At 68.8% G+C, this 17,699-nt stretch carries 19 protein-coding genes; 9 read left to right on the plus strand and 10 right to left on the minus strand.

The window, feature by feature from the left end:
* The first annotated feature begins 2 nt into the window (after window positions 1-2).
* Window positions 3-485, plus strand: coding sequence for a dihydrofolate reductase (locus ACFVU2_RS11045; protein WP_387873888.1), 483 nt, complete (start codon window positions 3-5; stop codon window positions 483-485).
* Here the strand turns inward: ACFVU2_RS11045 and ACFVU2_RS11050 are convergent.
* Complete coding sequence (locus tag ACFVU2_RS11050) at window positions 478-1,122, minus strand: DUF1345 domain-containing protein (RefSeq protein WP_387873891.1); 645 nt, start codon at window positions 1,120-1,122, stop codon at window positions 478-480. The two genes, ACFVU2_RS11045 and ACFVU2_RS11050, sit on opposite strands and share 8 nt — an antisense overlap.
* A 62-nt stretch (window positions 1,123-1,184) precedes the next feature.
* Between ACFVU2_RS11050 and ACFVU2_RS11055 the strand changes: the two genes are divergently transcribed.
* Together ACFVU2_RS11055 and ACFVU2_RS11060 are read left to right on the plus strand one after the other, a co-directional pair.
* Complete coding sequence (locus ACFVU2_RS11055; protein ID WP_387873893.1) at window positions 1,185-2,474, plus strand: aminotransferase class I/II-fold pyridoxal phosphate-dependent enzyme; 1,290 nt, start codon at window positions 1,185-1,187, stop codon at window positions 2,472-2,474.
* Window positions 2,475-2,481: 7 nt separating this feature from the next.
* Complete coding sequence (locus ACFVU2_RS11060) at window positions 2,482-3,012, plus strand: GNAT family N-acetyltransferase (protein WP_387873895.1); 531 nt, start codon at window positions 2,482-2,484, stop codon at window positions 3,010-3,012.
* A 96-nt stretch (window positions 3,013-3,108) separates the two neighbouring features.
* On the opposite strand, the gene dhaM is transcribed toward ACFVU2_RS11060, so the two are convergent.
* Genes dhaM through trpD form a run of 4 tightly spaced genes read right to left on the minus strand, consistent with a single transcriptional unit; the run spans window position 3,109 to window position 6,573 of the window.
* The gene (gene dhaM, locus ACFVU2_RS11065; RefSeq protein WP_387873898.1) at window positions 3,109-3,819 is read right to left on the minus strand and encodes a dihydroxyacetone kinase phosphoryl donor subunit DhaM; all 711 of its coding nucleotides are present in this window, start codon (window positions 3,817-3,819) and stop codon (window positions 3,109-3,111) included.
* Window positions 3,816-4,448: a dihydroxyacetone kinase subunit DhaL gene (gene dhaL, locus ACFVU2_RS11070; protein WP_387873900.1), complete on the minus strand. Its 633-nt coding sequence runs from the start codon at window positions 4,446-4,448 to the stop codon at window positions 3,816-3,818. The genes dhaM and dhaL overlap by 4 nt, the downstream gene beginning before the upstream one ends.
* A 34-nt stretch (window positions 4,449-4,482) precedes the next feature.
* Window positions 4,483-5,484, minus strand: a complete 1,002-nt coding sequence (gene dhaK / locus ACFVU2_RS11075; protein ID WP_387873902.1) for a dihydroxyacetone kinase subunit DhaK — start codon at window positions 5,482-5,484, stop codon at window positions 4,483-4,485.
* A 39-nt stretch (window positions 5,485-5,523) separates the two neighbouring features.
* On the minus strand, window positions 5,524-6,573 hold the full coding sequence (gene trpD / locus ACFVU2_RS11080; protein WP_387873903.1) for an anthranilate phosphoribosyltransferase: 1,050 nt from the start codon (window positions 6,571-6,573) through the stop codon (window positions 5,524-5,526).
* Between the two features lie 132 nt (window positions 6,574-6,705).
* Here trpD and ACFVU2_RS11085 point away from each other — a divergent pair, with 132 nt between their 5' ends.
* The 5 genes from ACFVU2_RS11085 (at window position 6,706) to ACFVU2_RS11105 (ending at window position 11,865) form a co-directional block, all read left to right on the plus strand.
* A complete protein-coding gene (locus ACFVU2_RS11085; RefSeq protein ID WP_387873904.1) occupies window positions 6,706-7,368 on the plus strand; it encodes a heme-copper oxidase subunit III in 663 nt (220 codons plus the stop codon).
* A 26-nt stretch (window positions 7,369-7,394) separates the two neighbouring features.
* Window positions 7,395-8,231 (plus strand): c-type cytochrome, encoded by an 837-nt coding sequence (locus ACFVU2_RS11090; protein ID WP_387873906.1) that lies wholly within the window; start codon window positions 7,395-7,397, stop codon window positions 8,229-8,231.
* A gap of 38 nt (window positions 8,232-8,269) precedes the next feature.
* Window positions 8,270-9,343 carry a Rieske 2Fe-2S domain-containing protein gene (locus ACFVU2_RS11095; protein ID WP_387873907.1) on the plus strand — a complete coding sequence of 358 codons (1,074 nt, stop codon included), beginning with the start codon at window positions 8,270-8,272 and terminating at the stop codon, window positions 9,341-9,343.
* The gene (locus tag ACFVU2_RS11100) at window positions 9,340-10,956 is read left to right on the plus strand and encodes a cytochrome bc complex cytochrome b subunit (protein ID WP_387873909.1); all 1,617 of its coding nucleotides are present in this window, start codon (window positions 9,340-9,342) and stop codon (window positions 10,954-10,956) included. Before ACFVU2_RS11095 ends, ACFVU2_RS11100 begins: the two co-directional genes overlap by 4 nt.
* A gap of 87 nt (window positions 10,957-11,043) precedes the next feature.
* Complete coding sequence (locus ACFVU2_RS11105) at window positions 11,044-11,865, plus strand: methyltransferase domain-containing protein (protein ID WP_387873911.1); 822 nt, start codon at window positions 11,044-11,046, stop codon at window positions 11,863-11,865.
* A gap of 89 nt (window positions 11,866-11,954) precedes the next feature.
* Here ACFVU2_RS11105 and ACFVU2_RS11110 read toward each other — a convergent pair whose 3' ends face one another.
* From ACFVU2_RS11110 to ACFVU2_RS11130, 5 genes are all read right to left on the minus strand, one after another.
* Window positions 11,955-12,377 (minus strand): cytochrome c oxidase subunit 4, encoded by a 423-nt coding sequence (locus tag ACFVU2_RS11110; RefSeq protein WP_387873913.1) that lies wholly within the window; start codon window positions 12,375-12,377, stop codon window positions 11,955-11,957.
* Window positions 12,378-12,380: 3 nt separating this feature from the next.
* Window positions 12,381-14,129, minus strand: a complete 1,749-nt coding sequence (gene ctaD, locus ACFVU2_RS11115; RefSeq protein ID WP_387873914.1) for a cytochrome c oxidase subunit I — start codon at window positions 14,127-14,129, stop codon at window positions 12,381-12,383.
* A 9-nt stretch (window positions 14,130-14,138) separates the two neighbouring features.
* Window positions 14,139-15,026: a cytochrome c oxidase subunit II gene (coxB, locus tag ACFVU2_RS11120; protein WP_387873918.1), complete on the minus strand. Its 888-nt coding sequence runs from the start codon at window positions 15,024-15,026 to the stop codon at window positions 14,139-14,141.
* Between the two features lie 145 nt (window positions 15,027-15,171).
* Entirely contained in the window at window positions 15,172-15,528 is a 357-nt protein-coding gene (gene erpA, locus ACFVU2_RS11125; protein ID WP_387873919.1) for an iron-sulfur cluster insertion protein ErpA, read from the minus strand.
* Window positions 15,529-15,625: 97 nt separating this feature from the next.
* A complete protein-coding gene (locus tag ACFVU2_RS11130) occupies window positions 15,626-17,062 on the minus strand; it encodes a dipeptidase (protein ID WP_387873920.1) in 1,437 nt (478 codons plus the stop codon).
* Window positions 17,063-17,102: 40 nt separating this feature from the next.
* Here ACFVU2_RS11130 and ACFVU2_RS11135 point away from each other — a divergent pair, with 40 nt between their 5' ends.
* A complete protein-coding gene (locus tag ACFVU2_RS11135; RefSeq protein WP_387873922.1) occupies window positions 17,103-17,699 on the plus strand; it encodes a DUF3043 domain-containing protein in 597 nt (198 codons plus the stop codon).

Genomic DNA, 17,699 nt, shown 5'->3' on the forward strand with positions numbered 1-17,699 from the left:
GCATGGCGCTCGCTCTGATCTGGGCCGAGGCCCACGACCGCGTCATCGGTGCAGACGGCGGCATCCCGTGGCACCTCTCCGAGGACCTGCGGCATTTCCGCGAGCTCACCTCCGGGTCGCCCGTGATCATGGGCCGCCGCACCTGGGACTCGCTCCCGGAGCGATTCCGCCCGCTTCCCGGCCGCACGAACGTCGTGGTCACCCGGCAGCAGGACTGGTCGGCCCCCGGCGCGGAGGTGGGGCACAGCGTCGAGGAGGCGCTCGCGCTCACCGCCGCCGCCGAGACGACCTGGGTCATGGGCGGCGCGCAGCTCTACGAGTCGGCCCTCCCCCTCGCCGACCGCGTGGAGGTCACCGAGGTGGACCTCGCCGTCGGCGGCGACACGCGCGCACCCGAGCTGGGCGACGGATGGACGGCCCACCCCGGCGCCTGGCAGGAGTCGTCCGACGGCGTGCGCTTCCGGTTCGTCCGCTACCTCAGGTGAGGCCGGCGACGAGGTTCACCGTCGTCGCCAGGATGACCGAGCCGAACAGGTAGGACAGCAGCGTGTGCCGGAGGATCGCCATCCGGATGTACGAGCTGCTGATGTTCGTGTCGGACACCTGGAACGTCATCCCGAGCGTGAACGCCAGGTAGGCGAAGTCGCTGTAGCGCGGCTTCTCCTTCTGGTTGAAGTCGATGCCGCCGTCCTTCCGGTAGTACATCCGGGCGTAGCGCAGGGTGTACACCGTGTGGACGAGCGCCCACGAGAGGGCGACGCTCAGAACGGCGAGCAGCGCCACGACGAGCTGCGGAGCCCCCTTCAACTGGCGCGCGTCCACCACGATGTACACCACCGCCACCACGGAGGCCACGGAGGCCGCGAGCAGGATCACATCGCTGACGCGCCGCCCCGGGTCCTCGAGCGTCGCGTGGTCCTGGGTCTGCTTCCCGTCGAGCCGCCACACCTTGGCCCACACCCAGACGATGTAGACGACGCAGGCTCCCGCCCATCCGGCGATCACGGCGTAGTGCCACGCGTCGAGCAGCCCGACCACGACGCCGACCACGACGCCCACCCCGAGGGCGACGAACATCCTCGGACGCGACAGCGCGCGGCCCTTCTGCACTTCGTCGGTCACACTCAGGATGTTCGCACACGCCGTCCGCGACGCCGCCCTGCCCGCGCCGGTACGATCGGAACGTGACCTCCCCCGCGACTCCTCTCACCGACCTGGACACCGAGGCGCTGCGCGCCGCGCACGCCGAGTTCTCGCGTGCATACGACGAGCTGAAGGCCGCCGGCCTCTCCCTCGACCTCACCCGAGGCAAGCCGTCGGCCGAGCAGCTCGACCTCTCGAACGACCTGCTCCACCTCCCCGACGGCGAGTACCGCGATGCCGCCGGCACCGACCTGCGCAACTACGGAGGCCCCGACGGCCTGCCCGAGCTGCGCGCGATCTTCTCCGACGCCCTGCGGGTGCCGGTCCCCCAGCTGCTCGCACTCGGCAACGCCAGCCTCACGCTCATGCACGACGTGATCGTGCAGGCGCTGCTCTACGGCGTCCCCGGGGGCGAGCGCCCGTGGGCCGGGCAGTCGATCAGCTTCCTCGCCCCGGTGCCCGGCTACGACCGCCACTTCACGATCTGCGAGCGGTTCGGCATCCGTCTCATCCCCGTTCCGATGAACGACGACGGGCCCGACATCGAGACGGTCGCCTCCCTGCTGGCGACGGACGACAGCATCAAGGGGATGTGGTGCGTCCCCGTGTACGCCAACCCCACCGGGGCCGTGTACAGCGAGGAGGTCGTGCGCGCGCTCGTCTCCCTGCCCGCCGCCGACGACTTCCGGCTCATCTGGGACAACGCGTACGCCGTGCACCACCTGACCGACGAGCGGCCGGAGCCGATCGACGTGCTGGCGCTCGCGGCCGAGGCCGGCAACCCCGACCGCCCGCTGGTCTTCGCCTCCACATCGAAGGTCACCTTCCCCGGCGCCGGCGTCGCGTTCGTCGGCGCGTCCGAGGCCAACGTCGCCTGGCTGCAGCGCAACCTCGGCGCCCAGAGCATCGGGCCGGACAAGATCAACCAGCTGCGCCACGTGAAGCTGCTCGGCGATGCCGCCGGGCTGGCCGCGCACATGGAGAAGCACCGCGCGATCATCGCCCCGAAGTTCGACGCGGTCGACGAGACCTTCCAGGCGCGCCTCGCGCCCTGGGGCGGCGGCACCTGGAACGCCCCGAAGGGCGGCTACTTCGTCAGCCTGGATGTGCTCGACGGCACGGCCGCGCGCGCCGTCCAGCTGGCCAAGGAGGCCGGGATCGGCGTCACTCCCGCCGGCGCGACCTTCCCGTACGGCGAGGACCCGCGCGACGCCAACATCCGCATCGCCCCGACCTTCCCGCCGCTCGGCGAGCTGCGGACCGCCCTCGACGGGCTGTGCACCGCGATCCTGCTCGCCGAGGCCGAAGCGCTGCTGGCCGAGCGGGGCTGATCCGGCGGTGACAGGCGCGAGCACGTCCGACGACGCTCGGGCGGACTGGACCGTCCGCCCGAGCGTCGAGGACGACTGGCCGGCCTACCGGGCGCTCCGGCTGGAGATGCTGGAGGGCGCGCCGCTGGCGTTCCTCGAGACGCTGGAGACCGCGCTCGCCCACCCCGAGGAGCACTGGCGCCGCCGCACGGCGGGCGCCACCACCTCCACGCGACTGTTCGCCGCGGTGTCGCCGGACGGGAGCTGGCTCGGCAGCATGGGAGGCCACCAGGCGCCCGGAACGCACGACCCGTATCTGGTCGGCGTCTACGTCACCCCGCGCTACCGCGGCCGCGAGGCGGGGATGACCGACGCGCTGCTCGACGCGGTCATCGACTGGGCGCGCGGACGCGGGGAGCGTCTGCTCCTCGACGTGCACGAGCACAACCCGGCCGCCATCCGCTACTACGAACGGCGCGGGTTCGACTTCACCGGTCGCACGCAGCCCTACCCGCTCGATCGCAGCACGCTCGAACGCGAGATGGCCCTCCCGCTCTGACCTGCGCCGGCCGACCTGCTCCGCACTGACCTGCTCCTGGCCGACGAACGCGGGAGGGCCGCACGGATTCCTCCGCACGGCCCTCCCGAGAACTGCTCAGACCTCGCCGAAGCCCGACTCGACGAGCGCGACGAGGGCGTCGACCGCTTCGGGCCCTGCCGGATCCTCCGAGGCGATCCGCGCGGTGGCTCCCGCGATCAGGCCGAGGGACATCACCCCGAGCAGGCTCTTCGCATCCTTGCCGTTGACTGTGACCTTCACCGGGAACGTGCTCGCCAGCTTGACGAAGTCGGCAGCGGGACGCGCGTGCAGCCCCTGGGGGTTGCGCACGAGCACCTCGCGCTCGTACGGGCCGCCCTCGACCGCGGCAGGTGCCGAAGCGGATGCGGCCGGCGCCCCCTCCGGCTCTGCTGCAGGCCAGGCGCCCCGCGCGCTCTCGGCCGCCGCCGCGACCGCCGCGAGGTCCGCACCCGTCTCGGCGGCGACCGATGCGGCGATGCCGCCCTCGACGTACGGCACGTCGACGACGCGCACGCGGGCGCGCTCGTCGTCGGAGAGCATGTCGAGGACGGTCTCCGCCGTCAGGAGCGCGGAGCCGAGATCGCTGATGACCACGACGCCCGCCCCGGAATCCGCGGCGCCGACACCGGCCATCACCTTGGCGAAGCTGGTGCCGATCCCGTCGTCGTCCGTGCCGCCGGCCGCGACCAGGCTCACCGACGGCGCCATCTGCCCGGCGAGGGCGACGGCGCCGTCGGCGAGGAGGACGCTGTGCGAGACGAAGACGATCCCGACCCGCTCCGTCATCCCGCCGCCTCCGCGGCCGCGCGCAGGAGCAGCGCGGTCGACTGCGAGCCGGGATCGCGGTGTCCCGCGGATCGCTCGCCGAGGTAGCTCGCGCGGCCCTTGCGGGCGACGAGCGGCTCGGTGGCCGCCGCCCCCTGCTCGGCCGCGTCCGCTGCCGCGGCGAGGATCTCCGCGGGCGATGCACCGGACTCCTGGGCCGCGGCCGCCGCGTCGACCGCAGGGGTCCACGCGTCGACCATGGTCTTGTCGCCCGGCTCCGCTTTGCCGCGGGACACGATGCCGTCGCGGGCGGCGGTCAGCAGCGCCACCAGGGTGGCGCCGTCGATCTCCGTCCGGTCGCCGACCGGCTCGGCCGCCTTGAGGAAGGCGGTGCCGTAGAGCGGACCCGACGCGCCTCCCACCGTCGAGATGAGGGTCATCGCGACCGACCGCAGCGCCGCGTTCGGGGTCGCATCGTCCGGGAGCTTCCCCAGCGCCTCCACGGACGCACGCAGGCCGCGGTCCATGTTCTCGCCGTGGTCGCCGTCGCCGATCTCGCGGTCGAGGGTGTTCAGCTCCTGCTTGTGCTCCCCGATGGCCGCGGCCCCGGCGGTCAGCCAGGCCGAGACCCAGTTCGTGTCCAGCGCCATCTGCGCCTCCTCCTCGTGTCGTTCGTCGTCGTGGCTAGAGTCCCCAGCGGAGCGCGGCCGTGTGCACCGGCGCGTCCCACAGGGCGGTCAGCTCGTCGTCCAGCTTCAGCACCGAGATCGAGGCGCCCTGCATCTCGAGCGAGGTCACGTAGCTGCCGACCAGCGACCGCGAGAGGGTGATGCCCTTCTCGTCGAGGATCTCCGCCGCCCGCCGGAACAGGATGTAGAGCTCCGACAGCGGCGTGCCGCCCATCCCGTTGACGAACAGGAGCACCTGGTCGCCCGACGAGAACGGCAGGTCGGTCAGGATCGCGTCCATCATCCGGTCGACCAGGCGGTCCGCCGGCTCGATCTTGATCCGCTCGCGCCCCGGCTCGCCGTGGATGCCCACGCCGAACTCGATCTCGTCCTCCGGCAGCACGAAGCCCGGCTCGCCGGCGTGCGGCACGGTGCCGTCGGTCAGCGCGAGGCCGATCGAGCGCACGTTGGCGTTGACCCGTTCAGCGATCGCCGTCACGCCGTCGAGGTCGTCTCCGCGATCGGCGGCGGCGCCGGCGATCTTCTCGACCAGGACCGTACCCGCGACGCCACGGCGTCCGGCCGTGTAGAGCGAGTCCTGCACCGCGACGTCGTCGTTGGTGACCACGGCGCGCACCGGGATGCCCTCCGCACCCACCAGGTCGGCGGCCGTCTCGAAGTTCAGGACGTCGCCGGTGTAGTTCTTGACGATGTGCAGCACGCCCGCACCGCCGTCGGCGGCCTTGGTCGCCTCCACGATGGGCATCGGCGTCGGCGAGGTGAAGACCTCGCCCGGCACGGCCGCGTCGAGCATCCCCTTGCCGACGAATCCGGCGTGGAGGGGCTCGTGGCCGCTACCGCCGCCGCTGATCAGGCCGACCTTGCCCCGCACCGGGCCGTCGGCCCGCGACACGAAACGAGGATCGTCCGACACCGTCACGATGTCGGCGTGAGCTCGGCCGAATCCCGCCAGGGACTCCGCCACGACGTCGGGTACGCCGTTGATGAGCTTCTTCATTGAATACCCTTCCTTCCACAGCAGTCGGTACTTGCTACATCAGTGCGTCGCCGCCACCCACTCGTCGAGCTTCGCGGCCGCGGCCCCGGAGTCGACGGCTTCGGCGGCGACCGCCATCTGCGAACGGAACCGATCCAGGATGGAGTCCTGGACCCTCGACGGGTCGGACGCGAGCTCGTAGGACACGAGCCCGGCCGCCGCGTTGAGCAACACGATGTCGCGCACGGGGCCTTCTTCGCCCGCGAGCACGGCACGCACGACCGCCGCGTTGTACGCGGCGTCCTTCCCGAGCAGATCGTCGATCCTCGCGCGCGGGATGCCCAGGTCGCGCGGGTCGATGTCGTGCTCGGTCACGAGGCCTCGGGAGACCTCCCAGACGTGGCTGTGACCGGTGGTCGACAGCTCGTCCAATCCGTCGTCGCCGCGGAAGACCAGGGCGGTCGCGCCGCGGGTCTGGAACACGCCGACGATCAACGGGATGCGGTCGAGCGTCGCCACGCCCACCGCCGACGCCTCCGGCCGCGCGGGATTGCACAGCGGGCCGAGATAGTTGAAGACGGTCGGCACCCCGAGCTGCGAGCGCACCGGCCCGGCGTTCGCGAAGCCGGGGTGGAAGGCGCTGGCGTAGGCGAAGGTGATGCCCGTCGACGTCAGGACCTCTGCGACACGCTCGGCGGGCAACGCGAGATCGATGCCCAGTGCCGCGAGCACATCCGACGAGCCCGACGACGAACTCGCCGCCTTGTTGCCGTGCTTGATCACGGGCACGCCCGCCGCGGCCGCCACGATCGAGGCCGTCGTGGACACGTTCACCGTGCCGAACCGGTCGCCTCCGGTGCCCACGATGTCCAGCGCCATCGGATCCACCGGCAGCGGGACCGCGTGATCCAGGATGGCGTCGCGGAAGCCGACGATCTCGTCGACGGTCTCGCCCTTGACCCGCAGGGCGATGAGGAATCCGGCCAGCTGGGCGTCGGTCGCCCGCCCCGTCATGACCTGATCCATCGCCCACGCGGCATCCGCCACGCTGAGGTCCTCACCCGCCAGCAGCGAAGTGAGCACGGACGACCAGGACTGTGATTCCGTCATGAAACGATCCTATTGCGAGGCGGTGGGCCGCGGCGAGCCACGCTTCTCGGCTCGAACTAAGGGCAGCCTAACCACTCTGGGGGCGAATTCAGACCCTTCAGGTGAGAAAACCACGGCTTGTTTTCAGCCATAATGGGTTACGTGACGAGCACCTCCCTGAACTCATCGAACTCACTGGCCCCTGGAGCGAGTGCGCCGGCGATCAACCGGCCCAACGTCGTGGCCGTCGGCACCATCGTCTGGCTCGGCTCGGAGGTGATGTTCTTCGCGGGACTGTTCGCGATCTACTTCACCCTCAAGTCCACCTCGCCGGACCTCTGGGCTGCCGAGACAGCGCACCTCAACATCCCGTACGCGGCCACGAACACGACCATCCTCGTGCTCAGCTCCGTCACCTGCCAGTTCGGGGTGTTCGCCGCCGAGCGGCTGCAGGCGCACCGCACGGGCGGCCTGTTCCAGTTCTGGAAGTGGGGACTGGTGGAGTGGTTCCTGCTCTCCTACGCCCTCGGCGCCATCTTCGTCGCCGGCCAGATCCTCGAGTACGCCACGCTCGTCAGCGAAGGCATCTCCATCCACTCGAACGCCTACGGATCGGCGTTCTACCTGACCACCGGCTTCCACGGACTCCACGTGACCGGCGGCCTCATCGCCTTCCTCCTCGTCATCGGCCGCGCGTTCGCGGTCAAGCACTTCGGCCACAAGGAGGCGACCAGCGCGATCGTCGTCTCCTACTACTGGCACTTCGTCGACGTCGTGTGGATCGGACTGTTCGCGGTCATCTACATCATCCGTTAGTAGAAATCAGGAGCTGACCCCACCCCATGCGTCCCCGACACTCCGGAACAGCACAGAACCGCAGCAAGGCGAAGCCCGTGCGCAAGAGCGGTCGCCGCCACCCCCTGGCCACCGTCGCACTCCTCGCGATCGGTCTGGGCCTGACCGGCGGCGCCTACGCCGCCTTCACCACCACCACGGCCTCGGCCGAGACGGCGCCCGTCGCCGCATCCCAGTCCACGGTCGACGAGGGCAAGAAGCTCTTCCAGGCCAACTGCGCCACCTGCCACGGCATGGAGGCCCAGGGCACCGCCGAGGCGCCGAGCCTCATCGGCGTCGGCTCGGCCGCCGTCGACTTCCAGGTCGGCACCGGCCGCATGCCCATGCAGATGCAGGGTCCGCAGGCGCAGGAGAAGCCGGTCCAGTTCACCGACGACCAGGTCTCAGCCCTCTCGGCGTACGTCGCGTCGCTGGCCCCCGGCCCGTCCATCCCCGAGCAGAAGTTCCTCGACGGCAACGGTGACGCCGCCAAGGGCGCCGAGCTGTTCCGCATCAACTGCGCGATGTGCCACAACGTCGCCGGCGCCGGTGGCGCGCTCACCGAGGGCAAGTACGCTCCGCCGCTGACCGGCGTGAGCGCCAAGCACATCTACGAGGCCATGGTCACGGGCCCGCAGAACATGCCGGTGTTCAACGACCTGAACATCGACCCGCAGGGCAAGGCCGACATCATCACCTACCTCATGTACATCCAGGAGCACCCGTCCCCCGGAGGCTTCGAGCTCGGCTCGCTCGGCCCGGTGGCCGAGGGCCTGTTCCTCTGGATCTTCGGTCTCGGCGCGATCGTCGCCCTGACCGTCTGGATCACGGCGAAGTCCAACTAGCCGGTACTGAGCGTAGAGAAAGCGTAAGAAGGAGAACCATGGCACAGGACGAGAACGGCGGTCACGAACTGACGCCAGCCAGTTCGTCAGCTGTCGACGAGCACCGCACGGGCGATGCCGGCACCGCGATCGTCGTCCGTGACGCGCCCGAGAACCCCGGCTTCCCGCCGCACCGGCCGCGCGTCACCGACCTCGACCCGAAGAAGGAGCGGCGCGCCGAGCGGACCGTTTACACCCTCTTCTACCTGTCGATCGCCGGCAGCATCTGGGCGGTCGCCGCGTACATGGCGTTCCCGATCCACGACACCGACCCGAGCTCCGTGCGCCTGAACAACCTGTTCATCGGCATCGGCATCACGCTCGCGCTGCTCGCGATCGGCATCGGGGCGGTCCATTGGGGCAAGGCCCTCATGCACGAGAAGGAGGGCGTCGACCTGCGCCACCCCGTCCGTGGCAGCGAGGCCAGCACCGAGCGGGCCGTCGAGATCTTCCGCCAGGCCGACGAGGAGTCCGGCTTCAACCGCCGCGCGCTCGTCCGCAACAGCCTGATCGGTGCCCTCATCGCCTTCCCGCTTCCGGCCGTCGTCCTGTTCCGCGGGCTGGCCCCGCAGGACCAGGACCCGGTGGAACTGCTCTCCCAGACCATGTGGGCCAAGGGCGTCCGCCTCACCCGCGACCCGTCCGGCACGCCCATCAAGGCGGCCGACGTGACGCTGGGCAGCGCCTTCCACGTGATCCCCGAGGGCCTCAACGAGACCGAGGACATGCTCGAGCAGAAGGCCAAGGCCGCTGTGCTGCTCATGCGTCTCAAGCCGGAGGACCTGCACGTCTCGAAGGGTCGCGAGACCTGGAACTACGACGGCATCGTCGCCTACTCCAAGATCTGCACGCACGTGGGGTGCCCGGTGGCCCTCTACGAGCAGCAGACCCACCACCTGCTCTGCCCGTGCCACCAGTCGCAGTTCGACATCACGCACGAGGCCGAGGTCATCTTCGGACCCGCCAAGCGCCCGCTTCCGCAGCTTCCGATCACCGTTGACGCCGATGGCTACCTGGTCGCCCGCAGCGACTTCCACGAGCCCGTCGGCCCGAGTTTCTGGGAGCGCCATTGAGCACCACGACCGCCGCACCCGCGGCACCTACGCCGGTCAAGAGCGGTGGGTTCACGGCAGCGGCCGCGAACTACATCGAGGACCGCACCAGCATCTCCGGCGCCGTCAAGGAATTCGGGCGCAAGATCTTCCCCGACCACTGGTCGTTCCTTCTCGGTGAGGTCGCTCTCTACAGCTTCGTCGTCATCCTCCTGTCGGGGACGTTCCTGACGTTCTTCTTCCAGGCCTCGATGGCCGAGGTCGTGTACCACGGCTCGTACGTCCCGCTGAAGGGCATCCACATGTCCGCGGCGATGGAGTCGACGCTGAACATCTCGTTCGAGGTGCGCGGCGGCCTGCTCGTCCGTCAGATCCACCACTGGGCGGCACTGCTGTTCGTGGCGGCCATCGGCCTCCACATGCTCCGCATCTTCTTCACGGGTGCGTTCCGCAAGCCGCGCGAGCTCAACTGGGTCATCGGTTTCGTCCTCTTCATCCTGGCGATGGCCGAGGGCTTCACCGGCTACTCCCTCCCCGACGACCTGCTCTCGGGCAACGGCCTCCGGATCATCGACGGACTGATCAAGGGCCTGCCCGTGGTCGGCACCTGGATCTCCTTCCTGCTCTTCGGAGGCGAGTTCCCCGGTACCGCGATCGTCGGCCGCTTGTACACCTTGCACATCCTGCTGCTACCAGCGATGGTGCTCGCCTTCATCGCGCTGCACCTGATGTTCGTGGTCATCCACAAGCACACCCAGTACGCGGCCCCCGGCCGCACGCAGGGCAACGTGGTCGGCTACCCGGTGCTCCCGGTGTACGCGGCGAAGGCCGGCGGCTTCTTCTTCATCGTGTTCGGTGTGATCGCGGCGATGGCGTCGTTCTTCACCATCAACCCGATCTGGAACTACGGACCGTACGACCCCTCGCCGGTGTCGGCAGGTACCCAGCCCGACTGGTACATCGGCTTCGCGGACGGCGCCCTGCGCCTCGTTCCGCCGGGCTGGGAGTTCGTGTGGCTGGACCGCACCTGGTCGTTCAACATCATCGTCCCGGTCGCGATCCTCGGTCTGTTCATCGTGACCGTGCTGATCTACCCGTTCATCGAGGCGTGGGTCACGGGCGACAAGCGTGAGCACCACATCCTGGACCGTCCGCGCAACGCGGCGACCCGCACGGCGATCGGCGCCGCCGGCGTCACCTTCTACGCCGTGTTCTGGGCTGCTGCCAGCTCGGACATCATCGCGACGCACTTCAAGCTGACGATGGAGGGTGTGATCCACTCGCTCCAGGCGCTGCTGATCCTCGGCCCGATCATCGCGTACTTCATCACGAAGCGCGTCTGCCTGGCCCTTCAGAAGAAGGACCGCTCGATCGCCCTCCACGGCTACGAGACCGGCCGCATCGTCAAGCTTCCCGGTGGCGAGTTCATCGAGGTGCACGAGCAGCTCAGCGACTACGAGCGCTGGCGTCTGGTGAGCTTCGAGGCGTACGAGCCCCTCATGATCCGCCCGAACAAGCAGGGCAAGATCACGGCGGGCAACCGGATGCGTGCGAGCCTGTCCCGGTGGTTCTTCGAGGACCGCATCGTGCCGCCCACCAAGGGCGAGCTCGAGTCGGGCCACGATCACCACTGATCCGTACCTCATGAAAGCGCCGGCGCGTCTCACGCGCCGGCGCTTTCGTGTATCCGCTCCTTGTCCCGTCAGTCCGTGGAGGATGGCATGACCGATCTCGAACGCCTCGCGTCCTGGCTGCGCTGTCCTGTCTGCGGCGCCCACCTCTCCCCCGTCGACCGGCTGGTGCTCGGCTGCTCGTCGGGGCATCGCCATGACGTCAACAAGCGCGGCTACATCAGTCTGCTCGGGGGCTCCAAGCACGTCGGCGACAGTGCCGCCATGCTCGACGCTCGCGACGCCGTGCTCGAGGGCGGACTCTACGCACTGATCGCGCGCGCCGTCGCCTCCGCTGTCCCCGCGGCCGCCCTGCGGGTACTGGACGCCGGAGCGGGAACCGGCCACTACCTGCGCGCCGTCCTCGCCACGCACCCGGAGTCTCTGGGGCTCGCCATGGACCTCTCCCCCGCTGCAGTGGGCCGGGCCACCCGTTCAACCGAACGCATCGACGGTCTCGTCGCGGACACCTGGCGTCCTCTCCCGGTTCGTGACGGGGTGTGCGACGCCGTGCTCGATGTCTTCGCACCGCGCAATCTGCCCGAGTTCGCGCGTGTCCTGCGTCCGGGCGGGTCGCTGATCGTCGTGGTGCCCCGCGCCGGGCACCTGAGCTCACTGCGCGCCGCGACCTCCATGCTCGACGTACCCGCCGACAAGGCGGACGACGTGATCACCGCCGCAGAGCCGCTGTACGCCCTCCTGACGCGTGAACATGTCTCGGAGTCCCTCGCGGTCGATGACGCCGTTCGGCACGCTCTGATCGGCATGGGTCCGTCGGCACACCACGTCGATTCCGACACGTCCGAGACTGACCGGCCCCTCCCCGCCGAGACCCTGCTCGACGTCGACGTCCTGCATTTCACCACGCGCTGACCGCCAAGCGATCCCTCGCATGGCCGAACCCACGCGAAAGGGCCGCCTCCCGGAGGAGACGGCCCTTTCGTAGAGCGAGTGCGTGGGACTCAGCGGGCGAAGTAGCCGCGGTAGTACTCGAACACCCAGCCGACGATGCAGATGAGGCTGAACGCGACGCCGATGAAGCAGATCCAGAAACCGACGGCCAGGCCGAGGATCACGAGAGCTGCGCCGGTGGCGAGCGCGATGGGCCACCAGCTCCACGGACTGAAGTGCCCGAGCTCCGGGTCGCCGTCGTCGATGTTCGCGTCGAGGCGGTCCTCCGGCAGCTCCCCGCCCTGCGAGGCGTGCGAGCGGCCGATGTAGAACGCGATGAACGCGGCCAGGATCGAGCTCAGGACGAGCGCGACGGTACCGACCCATTCGACCTTCTCGTGCATCGGGTCGAGGAGGCTCCACACGGTGTAGACCACCGCGGAGAGGATGAAGAAGATCGAGAGGATCCAGAAGAGAATCGCATTGGCTCTCATGGGCTACTTCACCTCGTTGTTCGCGATGTCGAGCACGGGGGCGTCCGGGGCGTCTTTGGCGCCGCCGACACCGATCGGGATGCCGGCCTCCGGGTGGTTCAGGTCGAACGCCGGCGACTCCGAACGGATGCGCGGGATCGACGTGAAGTTGTGACGCGGCGGCGGGCAGCTGGTCGCCCACTCGAGCGAGCGGCTGTAGCCCCACGGGTCGTTGACCGTGACCTTGGGAGCGTTGCGCGCCGTCAGGTACACGTTCACGAAGAACGGGATCATCGAGATCGCCAGGATTCCGGCACCGATCGAGGACAGCTGGTTCATCCAGGTGAAGCCGTCGCTGGGCAGGTATGTGGCGTAGCGACGGGGCATGCCGACGACACCGAGCCAGTGCTGCACGAGGAACGTCGTGTGGAAGCCGATGAACAGCAGCCAGAAATGCCACTTGCCCAGTCGGTCGTTGAGCATCTTGCCCGTCCACTTGGGCCACCAGAAGTAGAAGCCGGCGAACATCGCGAACACGACGGTTCCGAAGACGACGTAGTGGAAGTGCGCCACGACGAAGTACGTGTCCGACACGTGGAAGTCGAGCGGGGGCGACGCGAGGATGACACCGGTCAGGCCACCGAAGGTGAAGGTGATCAGGAAGCCGATGGACCACAGCATCGGCGACTCGAACGTCAGCGATCCACGCCACATCGTGCCGATCCAGTTGAAGATCTTCACGCCCGTCGGCACCGCGATGAGCATCGTCATCAGCGAGAACCACGGCAGCAGCACCGATCCGGTCACGTACATGTGGTGCGCCCACACGGTGACCGAGAGGGCCGCGATCGCGATCGTCGCGTAGATGAGGGTCTTGTACCCGAAGATCGGCTTGCGACTGAAGACCGGGAAGATCTCGGAGACGATGCCGAAGAACGGCAGCGCGATGATGTACACCTCGGGGTGGCCGAAGAACCAGAAGAGGTGCTGCCAGAGCAGGGCTCCGCCGTTCGCCGCGTCATAGATATGCGCGTCGAACACTCGGTCGGCCGCGAGGGCGAACATGGCGGCGGCGAGGACCGGGAAGGCCATCAGCACGAGGATCGACGTCACCAGGGTGTTCCAGGTGAAGATCGGCATGCGGAACATGGTCATGCCCGGGGCGCGCATCGTGATGATCGTGGTGATGAAGTTCACCGCGCCGAGGATGGTTCCGAAGCCCGAGAGGCCGAGGCCCAGGACCCAGAGATTACCGCCGATGCCTGGTGAGAAGGTCGTGCTCGACAACGGTGCGTACGCGAACCAGCCGAACGAGGCCGCACCCTGCGGGGTGAGGAAGCCGGCCACCGCGATGAGCGAGCCGAACGAGTAGAACCAGTACGCCAGCGCGTTCAGACGCGGGAACGCCACGTCGGGAGCGCCGATCTGCAGCGGCATGAGCACGTTGGCGAAGCCCGCGAAGAGCGGCGTCGCGAACATGAGCAGCATGATCGTGCCGTGCATGGTGAAGAGCTGGTTGTACTGCTCCTTGGTCGCCACCACCTGCAGGCCCGGCTCGAAGAGCTGGGCGCGGATGATGAGCGCCATCACGCCGCCGATCAGGAAGTACACGAAGGACGAGATGAGGTACATGTACCCGATCGTCTTGTGATCCGTCGACGTGATGTAGTTCACGAGGATGTTGCCCTTGCGCTCGATGCCGTTGGCACTGAGGATCGTGGGCTTCGGCGCGGGAGCGGTGGTCGCCCCGGGCGCCGGTGCTGTCGTCGTCATCGGTGTGTCCTACTCGTTGCCCTTGGGAGCGCCCGTTCCGGGCAGGTTCTGGTTGCGGTCGTACTCGGAGCCGAGCTGACCCTCGAAGCCCTGGTCGCGCAGGCTCTGGATGTGAGCGTCGTACACGTCCTGCGGGACGATCTTCACGTTGAAGAGCATCGCCGAGTGGTACTCGCCGCACAGCTCCGCGCACTTGCCGACGAAGGTGCCGGTGCGGCCCGTCGTCTCGAAGTACATGTAGTTGGTCTTGCCGGGGATGACGTCCTTCTTGTAGAGCATCGCCGGCACCCAGAAGGAGTGGATCACGTCGCGCGAGTCGAGCTGGATCGTGATCTTCTTGTTCTCGGGGAGGTACAGGGTCGGGATCGACCCCTCCTGCACCGAGCCCGGGGTGGCGCTCGCGTCGTCCGGCTGGACCTGGATGCCCGGGTCGTAGACGTTGTCGTCGACGTAGTTGAAGTCCCACGCCCACTGCTTCGCGTAGACCTGGATGGTGAGGTCCGGGTGGGCGTACGGCTTCTCGATCGCGTTCTGGTCACGCGCGGTGAAGGCGAAGAAGCCCAGCACCAGGATGAGCGGGACGATCGTGTAGAAGATCTCGATCGGCATGTTGTACCGCAGCTGGGCGGGGAGCCCGGTCTGGCCGGTACGGCGGCGGTACACGATGACCGCCCAGACGATCAGACCCCAGACGATGACGCCGACGATCAGGAGCACGATCCAACTCGTCACCCACAGGCCGCTGACGCGCTCCGTGTGATTGGTGACGGGCTGCTCGCCCTCGACGAACCCCGGGAGGAATCCGTTCAGCTGTGCTTGCGTGCAACCCGCGAGAACGACGACGAGCATCGCTGCGATCGGGATGGCAGCCCATCGGAGACGGCGATTGTGACGCACCGGTGACCTTTCGAGTGACTTCTGGGACAGTTCACATCCAAATGTATGTGGCTCTCCCTACCCTACTCCGCTGGACACCCTGATTCGAACACAATGGGCCGCCCACAAGGGGCGGCCCACGGTGATTTTCTATGCTATGCGGGGCTCAGTGGAAGGAGTCTCCGCACGCGCACGAACCCGTCGCGTTGGGGTTGTCGATCGTGAAGCCCTGCTTCTGGATGGTGTCCTCGAAGTCGATCGCGGCACCGTCGAGATACGGGACGCTCATCTTGTCGACGATGACCTCGACGCCGTCGAAGTCGACCGTCGCGTCGCCGTCGAGCATGCGCTCGTCGAAGTAGAGCTGGTAGATGAGACCCGAGCAGCCGCCGGGCTGGACGGCGACGCGCAGACGCAGGTCGTCGCGGCCCTCCTGCTCGAGCAGGCTCTTGACCTTGCCGGCTGCGGCGTCGGTCAGGCCGACGCCATGGGCCTTCGGCACGGTCAGCGTTGTGTCGGTCATGGAACTCCTCACACGGAAAAAATGGACTTCGAAATGCGAAATCTGCGTCGATTGTACGTCGGAAAGCCGGGAGGCTGTCCAGACGTTCAGACGGCGCTCAGCCCTCGCGGCGGTCGAGCCGCGCCAGCAGGAGCGCCTCGGCGAGGATCGCCCGCTTGAAGACGCCGAGGTGGAGGGACTCGTTGGGGCTGTGCGCGCGGGAGTCCGGGTCCTCCACGCCGGTGACGAGGATCTGGGCCTGCGGGAACTCCCGGACCAGGTCGGCGATGAACGGGATGGAGCCGCCGACCCCGGTCTCCGCGGCCTCCGCTCCCCAGGCGTCGGTCATCGCGCGCTTGGCCTCGGTCGCCGCCCAGCCGGCCGTGTCGACGAGGAACGCCTCCCCGGTGTCGACGTCGTTGATGTCGATGTGGGCGCCGAACGGGGCGTGGGCGCGCAGGTGGCGCTCGAGCGCGGCATAGGCGTCCGCGGCGGGCTGCCCGGGCGCCACGCGCGCGCTCAGCCGCACCGCCGCGCTCGGCAGCAGCGTGTTGGAGGCGTTGGCGACCGTGGGCGCGTCGATGCCGGTGATGGTGACGGTCGGCTTCGACCACAGGCGGGACAGGATGGGGCCGCTGCCGATCGGCGTGACGCCCGGAAGCAGCGCGGCCTCCTCGCGGAACTGCTCCTCGCTCAGGTGCGGCGGCTCGGCCGCGTCGTCGTAGGAGAGGAATCCGTCGACGGCGACCTCGCCCGCGTCGTCGTGCAGCGTGGCGAGCAGTTTGACGAGCGCCAGCATCGCATCGGGCGCGGCGCCGCCGTACATCCCGGAGTGCGAGGCGTGCTCGAGCGTCGAGACGGTGAGGCGGAAGGTCACGTTGCCGCGGAGCGACACGGTGAGGGCGGGCGTGTCGATGTCGACGTTGTCCGAGTCGGCGACGACGATCACGTCGGCGGCGAGGGCGGCCTTGTTCTCGTGCAGGAAGCTCGCGAACGAGCGGGAGCCGAACTCCTCCTCCCCCTCGATGAACACCGCGAGGCCGAGTTCGAAGTCGGGCCCGACAGCCTCGACGAGGGCGCGGATGCTCGCGACGTGGGCCATGACGCCGGCCTTGTCGTCCGCGGCGCCGCGGCCGTAGATCCGGTCGCCGCGCACGGTCGGCTCGAAGGGCGGGGTGTCCCAGTCGTCGTCCGATCCGGGCGGCTGCACGTCGTGGTGGGCGTAGAGCAGCACGGTCGGCCGTCCGTTGCGGGCGGCGCGGGTCGCGAGCACCGCGGGCTGGCCGAGCTGGGCGCCGTCGATCGGCGCCTGCTTCACCTCGACCCTGTCGAAGACACCGGTCCCGCTCAGCAGCGCCGCCACCGCATCGGCGCTCGCGCGCACGTTCGTGGGGTCGAACGCCGACCATGAGACCGAGGGGATGCGGACGAGCCGGGAGAGGTCGGCGACGGTCGACGGCAGGCCGCCCTCGACGGCGGCCCGGACGCGCTCCTCGGCCGCCGGATCGTCGGCGGGAGGCGAATACTGGTGGGAAGACGGCTGGGAGTCAGTCATGCGGGTAATCTTAAGTGACCCCACAACCGAAGGCTGAGCGTTGGCGAAACGAGACCACCCGGCGACCGAGGCGGAGACGCCCGTCACCGAGACACCCGAACAGACGGCAGAACGACTGGCGCAGGGCAAGGGCGCGCCGACGCCCTCCCGCCGCGAGCAGGAGGCCGCCCGCAAGCGCCCCCTGGTGCCCGGAGACCGCAAGGAGGCGGCCCGCAACGCGCGCACCAAGCAGGCGGAGGCCCGCGAGAAGGCGCGCGTCGGCATGGCGAACGGCGACGAGCGCTACCTGACCCAGCGCGACCGCGGTCCGCAGCGCCGGTACGTGCGCGACTACGTGGACGCGCGATTCAGCATCGGCGAGTTCCTCATCCCGGTGATGCTCGTCATCATCGTCCTCAGCTTCCTGCCCTGGCAGTTCCTGCAGGTGTGGGCGCTCTTCGCGCTGTGGGCGTTCTTCCTCATCTCCGTGATCGACTGCATCGTGCTCGGCTTCCTCGTGCGCAAGCGGATCGCCGCCAAGTACGGCGCCGACAAGGTCGAGCGGGGACTGCGGTGGTACGCGGCGATGCGGGCGCTGCAGCTGCGCGTTATGCGACTGCCGAAGCCGCAGGTCAAGCGCGGCCACTACCCCAGCTGA

It is taken from the genome of Leifsonia sp. NPDC058194 (genome assembly GCF_042883605.1).
Lineage (GTDB): Bacteria > Actinomycetota > Actinomycetes > Actinomycetales > Microbacteriaceae > Leifsonia.